The organism is Alteromonas sp. CyTr2 (assembly GCF_947311905.1).
In the GTDB taxonomy this organism is placed as follows: Bacteria; Pseudomonadota; Gammaproteobacteria; order Enterobacterales; family Alteromonadaceae; genus Alteromonas; species Alteromonas macleodii.
Genome location: NZ_CAMZMZ010000007.1, coordinates 146,378 through 152,815 on the forward strand (window position 1 = coordinate 146,378; position 6,438 = coordinate 152,815).

Below are 6,438 nucleotides of genomic sequence, written 5' to 3' on the forward strand. Positions count from 1 at the left end.
CCTTAATCTTAAGCGCGTTCGCTAATAGCTGGCACTGGGCGTAGTTCTTCGCCTGTATATTCTGCTGACGGGCGAATAATACGGTTGTCAGCGCGCTGTTCCATAACGTGTGCCGCCCAACCGGTTAGGCGTGACATTACGAAGATTGGCGTAAATAGCGGCGTAGGAATACCCATGAAGTTGTACGCAGAGGCGTGGAAGAAATCGGCGTTACAGAAAAGCTTCTTCTCGCGCCACATCACTTCTTCACAGCGAACAGACACAGGGTAAAGTACGTCGTCACCCACATCTGCAGCCAGTTTTTCAGACCATTGCTTGATGATTTCGTTACGCGGGTCAGAGTCTGAGTAAATAGCATGGCCAAAGCCCATGATCTTCTCTTTGCGCTCAAGCATGCCCATCATTTTTTCTTCTGCGTCATCAGCAGAGGTAAAGCCCTCGATCATTTCCATGGCGGCTTCGTTAGCACCACCGTGAAGCGGGCCGCGAAGTGAGCCGATAGCACCCGTTACACAAGAATGCATATCAGATAAGGTTGAAGCGCAAACACGTGCAGTGAAGGTAGACGCGTTAAATTCATGCTCTGCATAAAGAATTAACGATACATGCATAACCTGTTCATGAAGTTCACGTGGCTTTTCGCCGTGAAGCATGTGAAGGAAGTGACCTCCAATTGAGTCGTCATCGGTTTCAACGTCTACGCGCACGCCGTCGTGCGAGAAGCGGTACCAGTAACAAATGATACTTGGGAAGCATGCTAACATACGATCCGTAACATCTTGTTGCTGGTCGAAGCTGGTTTCCATTTCAAGGTTACCTAGCATTGAACAGCCCGTGCGAAGTACGTCCATTGGGTGGGCATTTTTTGGAATGCGCTCTAGCACTTCTTTAAGTGCTGATGGAAGGCCGCGCATGCCGCGAAGTTTTGTTTTATATGCGTCAAGTTCAGACTGATTAGGTAGCTTGCCCTTAAGAATAAGGTACGCCACTTCTTCAAATTGACAGTTTTGCGCTAAGTCTTTTACGTCGTAGCCACGATACGTTAAACCAGAACCTGATTTACCTACGGTTGATAATTCTGTTTTGCCTGCAACTTGGCCGCGTAAACCCGCGCCACTTAACTGTTTAGCCATCTTGTTGTCTCCGGTCTTGTAAAATTTGTAAGGTACTTTTTTAAAAATTTATAAATAAAATTACATTGAACTCATCAGGCGAGTGGGGTGCGAGGCACCGAGAGAGTAGGGGCGGTGCACAGGGCGTTACCCCTTTGAGGCATGGATGCCGAAACGGAGCCCCCATGGATGGGTTCACGGCGTGGTAACGCCCTGTGTACCGTTCCAGCTTCAATGGTGCCTCGCACCTCACTCGCTTCCTGCTGTTTCGTATTCGTGTTAGTTCTTACCTTCTGCGAATAGAGCATCTAGTTTTTGCTCGTACTCGTGGTAGCCAAGATAATCGTACAGTTCCATGCGTGTCTGCATGCTGTCGACAACGTCTTTTTGGTCGCCGTTTTCAAGTATAGATTTGTAAACCATTTCTGCTGCTTTATTCATCGCACGGAATGCACTTAGTGGGTAAAGCACCATGTCGGCACCCCATTCACCAAGCTCTTCTTTATTCCATAGTTCGGTTTTGCCGAACTCAGTGATATTGGCAAGGATCGGAACGTCTAGCGCTTCAGCAAATGCACGGTAATGTTCTTCGGTTTGCACTGCTTCGGCAAAAATACCGTCAGCACCTGCTGCAACATAGGCTTTTGCACGTTCAATGGCTTTGTCTAAACCTTCTTGTGCGAACGCGTCGGTGCGCGCCATAATGAAAAAGTCTGCGTCAGTTCTGGCGTCAACTGCAGCTTTTATGCGGTCTACCATTTCTTCTGTGCTAACAATTTCTTTGTTAGGACGGTGACCACAGCGCTTTTGCGCAACCTGGTCTTCCATATGAACTGCCGCCGCGCCTGCTTTTTCCATGTCGCGAATAGTTTTGGCAATGTTAAATGCTCCGCCCCAACCGGTGTCGATGTCTACCATTAGCGGAAGATCGCACGCGCTGGTAATGCGTTGAACGTCTGCAATCACATCATTAAGTGACGTCATGCCTAAGTCCGGTAGGCCGTAAGACGCATTCGCTACGCCTCCACCTGAAAGATAAATCGCTTGGTGCCCAATAGCCTTTGCCATCATTGCAGTATAGGCGTTAATGGTGCCGACAATTTGTAGCGGTTTGTTGTTCTCTAATGCGGTTCTGAATTTCTTTCCTGCACTCATGATAATCACTCGCTTATTTGAAAGTAGGGTAGAGGTGAATTAGGTATGAAGAAGACTGAGTGGTGTTAACCATGATTAAGCTTCTTCTCAATATTATTTTTTGAATAAAGAATATGGCGACGCATTAGCATTTCAGCCAGTTCCTCGTCGCGATTGGCAATAGCGTTAACGATGTGTCTGTGTTCATCAAAGGCGGTACTTACGCGAGGGCCAGCCATACCGAGCTGTACGCGATACATACGAACAAGATGGTAAAGCCCGTCTACAAGTACGCTGATGAGATGATCGTTTTTACTGCCGGTTACAATTCTGTAGTGAAAGTCTACATCGCCGGCTTCTTGATAATAGCTTTGACCGTCTTTTACTTTATCGAAGTGGCTATCAAGCAACGCCTGCATGTCGGCAATTTCTTCATCGCTCATGTAGCGTGCAGCCAAGCGGGCGGCCATACCCTCTAATGCTTCGCGCACTTGGTATAGCTGAATAAGGCCTTCGGGGGACAGTGCAACCACACGGGCACCCACGTTAGCTTTACGTTCCACCAAGTGACAGGTAGCGAGACGATTGATGGCTTCACGAATAACGGCGCGACTGACTTCATACTTTGTCGACAATTCCATTTCACTCAGCTTACTGCCTGCTGGAATGATACCCTCAACAATATCCTTTCTTAATTGAAAGAAAGTGCGGTCGGCATTGGTGATGGCTTGTTCGCTTTTTACTAACACTGTATAGAATCTTAAAATGACTAATGTCGACAATATATGCCCATTTTGGCGTTTTTTCAACCTTAAAAGGTTTGGATTGTCGACAACGAGAGTAAGATATTAGTCTGATAGTCTTGTTTAGCGGCCTGTGTTGACAATTGTGCAATGGTTTAATGCGATACGCAAACAGAGCCATGTGTCAGCTTACGTCTATTAGGCGAACCTTGCGCAACCATATTGATTGCTACTGCCGGACGGAAGAGGGAATTTGGTAACGAAAGTTACATACAGAGGTTCTGAGCTAAAGAATGATTCAAGCCAATGGTGATTTGTTTAAAGTTTGTCCATTTGGTCTAGGTCTTCTTTACTTTATTCGCTTAGGTGTTGTGAAGAGATAGAGTAAATTATCTTTATGATATCTAATTGTTTTTATGGAATTTATATATACTTTTTGTTTGATGCTTAACCTAACCAATTAGTCTAATTTTGAAGTCTTATTTTAGTAAAAGTGTAATATTTTACTTTGCAAGATCGTAATCTAACGGTAACATATCGTTCCAGTCTTCAAGCCTAAATTCTTCGTACTGAATTTTAGAGGGCTGGAAAAGTAAGTTCTACTTTTAAAGCAGCGTTTCATTGAAAGTAAGTTTGTAATGTTTTATTGCGACTTACTTTTTTATTGCCTGTAATCCAGTATAAGCACAAGGTTATGTGCGCCTCTTAAATTAGGGCCTGTTGACCTTTGGTGTACGAATTTTGGTCTAAATGGAAGCCTTTTAATCGCGAAACAGTCCTGCAAGCCTAGCGGGCTAAGTTAAAGGACTGTGACAAAGAGTAAAAGGCTTCCATAACGACCCCTTCGGGCAGCGCCTTTGTGCCATCTATACTGCGTTGAATGTTCTCGATTTAGAACCACTAAACCGTCAAACATTCGCCTTGTCTAGATGGCACACAGACCGCTGCAAAAATGTACAACAAAGGTCAACAGGCCCTAGTGAGTTTAGTCTTTCAAAGTTCCAAAGAAGAACTTGAAGCGGCCTAAAAATATTATTACACCTAACACTCACGCAAAGGGGTTATACCATGAAAACCAATACTGACGTGTCTAAGGCACTCGCCAGTAAGCTTTCACCTGTCGCACTAGCAGTAGCGATGACCGTTCCAGCAATTTCAAATATTGCCGTTGCCCAAGAAGCAGAAGCAACTGAAGAGCAACAATTTGAAGCCATTACCGTTACCGCAACAAAACGCCCTCAAGTTATCTATGAAGTTCCAATTGCTATTAGCGCCTTCGATGGCGACAAGTTAGCTGACCAAGGTATTACTGACCTGACTGACGTTGGTAAATTCGTTCCAAACCTAAATGTTACTGGTTTCTCTGCCGGCCACACATCGTCTGTAAACCCATTTATTCGTGGTATTGGTCTTCAAGATCACCTAATCACAACCGATCCGGGTGTGAGTGTTTATGTAGACGGTGTTTATCTGGGCCGTCAGGTTGGTCAAAACTGGAGCCTAAATAATATTGAGCGTATTGAGGTACTTCGTGGCCCTCAAGGTACGCTATATGGTCGTAACTCGATTGGTGGTGCAATTAACATCATCACAAAAGAGCCAGACCAAGGTGATGTAACCAAAATCAACACTGAATTTGGTACACGTGGTCGCGTTAAAGCTGATCTTTTTGTTAACCACGGTCTTTCAGAAACCGTAGCGTTTAACATGAACCTGTCATTTAACAAGCGCGATGGTCTTGGTGAGTTCATCAACGTACCTAACGCCGAGTACGATGTTGGTGAGACTGAAGATGTTTCTGGCCGCGTTTCTCTTAAGTGGGAGCCATCAAATGACTTCCGCATGGTATTAACTGCAGATGCTAACAATGGCGACGGCGGTCTGCGTCCTTACACTGTGCTAATTGATGAAGTGGGTTCAGATCGCTATTTCGGTGGTCAGAATGGTGTTGGTGTACCGTTACGTAACACAGATGTGACACCTGAAGGCGCTGATATCTACGACAATGCAACAGGTACTGAAGCAGTAACTGGCGTGTCGAACGAAGCGCGTGGTCTTTCACTCACTACTGAGTGGGACATTAACGAAGACTACACTGCAAAGGTTGTTGCAAGCCAGCGTACATCTAAGTACAAAGCAGGTCTTGATGATGACGGTACAATTTACTCGTTAGATCAGTTCCCTGAGCGTGGCGAAGCCGATCAAACATCAATCGAACTTCAGCTTAACGGCTATATCAACGAATACACTGACTTTGTTGCTGGTGTTTACTACTTCAACGAAGAAGGTAGCAACCGTCAAGGTGACGACTCTAGTTTTGACGGTGGGGCTAACCTGCTAGAACTCGATCAAGAAACCACTTCAAAAGCGGTTTACGTTAACGTTCGCCGTGACTTAACTGATGAGCTTAGCCTTTCTGGTGGCCTTCGTTACACGAAAGATGAAAAAGAAGCATCAGCGAACGTATTTTCAGCACTTGGTACTATCTATGATTCAAATGATTGGGACGAAGTGACGTGGGAACTCGCCACTAACTACACATTTGAAAATGGCATGACAGGCTATGCGACAATTCAGTCTGGCTACCAGTCGGGTCAATTCCCAGCACGTCCTTACTGCCTAATTGGTGAGTTCTTCGGTGCAGGTGGCTTTGATGATATCGAAGGCGCTCAAGCGGCGGTTCGCGCAAATAACTGTTTTACGGCGTCTGACAATATTACTGCTACTAACTATGAAGTAGGTATTAAAGGTCGTGTGAATGATTACTTCGACATTAGCGTTGCAGTATTTAACACTGAGTTTGAAGATCTTCCTTACCAAGTAAGTCGCGTGAGCGAAGGTGGTTTCGACACCGCAAACCTTGTGGTAGAGCAAACATCACGTGGTGTTGAAGCTGATGCTACGTTTACCTATGGCAACTTCAGCATGATGACCAGCGTTGGTTATATGGATGTTGATGTTGAAGAGCAAGATGGATTCAATCCTGTAGCGCCACTTACTCCAGACCTAACCCTTGCAATTGGTCCGCAGTATACCTTTGAGCTTGATGGTGGTGATTCAATTCGCGTACGTGCAGATTACTCATATCGTGCAGAAATGTATGGTGAGCCTACTTCAGCACCTGAGCGTATGACTAAACTTGATAGCCGTGAGCTTGTTAACTTCGACATCGCTTATACGCCAGCGAATGATGCGTATACTGTTGCACTTTACGGTCGCAATATTTTTGATGAGCGTTACGACAATGCACGCTTGAATACAGGTGACTACATCCTGCAAATTCTAAGCAACGACGCAAGCGAGTTTGGTGTTAGATTCTCAACTGAATTCTAATAGCTACAACGAGTTACAATTATAAAGCCAGTCTAAAGACCTGTCTCTTATACACAAATCCCTACTAAGTAATTAGTGGGGATTTTTTTGAACTATTCCTCCAGACTCTGATCAGA

The 6,438-nt window shown here is 45.1% G+C and carries 4 protein-coding genes; 1 reads left to right on the forward strand and 3 read right to left on the reverse strand.

Annotation, left to right across the window (positions count from 1 at the left end; genetic code table 11):
• Positions 1-8: 8 nt before the first annotated feature.
• From prpC to QME20_RS06565, 3 genes are all read right to left on the reverse strand, one after another.
• Complete coding sequence (gene prpC / locus QME20_RS06555) at positions 9-1,133, reverse strand: 2-methylcitrate synthase (protein WP_281715654.1); 1,125 nt, start codon at positions 1,131-1,133, stop codon at positions 9-11.
• Between the two features lie 258 nt (positions 1,134-1,391).
• Positions 1,392-2,267: a methylisocitrate lyase gene (gene prpB / locus QME20_RS06560; protein ID WP_281715655.1), complete on the reverse strand. Its 876-nt coding sequence runs from the start codon at positions 2,265-2,267 to the stop codon at positions 1,392-1,394.
• Between the two features lie 65 nt (positions 2,268-2,332).
• On the reverse strand, positions 2,333-2,995 hold the full coding sequence (locus QME20_RS06565) for a GntR family transcriptional regulator (RefSeq protein WP_014977261.1): 663 nt from the start codon (positions 2,993-2,995) through the stop codon (positions 2,333-2,335).
• Positions 2,996-4,057: 1,062 nt separating this feature from the next.
• Between QME20_RS06565 and QME20_RS06570 the strand changes: the two genes are divergently transcribed.
• A complete protein-coding gene (locus QME20_RS06570; RefSeq protein ID WP_014950531.1) occupies positions 4,058-6,322 on the forward strand; it encodes a TonB-dependent receptor in 2,265 nt (754 codons plus the stop codon).
• Positions 6,323-6,438 lie beyond the last annotated feature (116 nt).

Coding starts and splice junctions, on each gene's coding strand:
- prpC (WP_281715654.1), bottom strand. CDS start 1,133: ATGGCTAAACAGTTAAGTGGCGCGGGTTTACGCGGCCAAGTTGCAGGC.
- prpB (WP_281715655.1), bottom strand. CDS start 2,267: ATGAGTGCAGGAAAGAAATTCAGAACCGCATTAGAGAACAACAAACCG.
- QME20_RS06570 (WP_014950531.1), top strand. CDS start 4,058: ATGAAAACCAATACTGACGTGTCTAAGGCACTCGCCAGTAAGCTTTCA.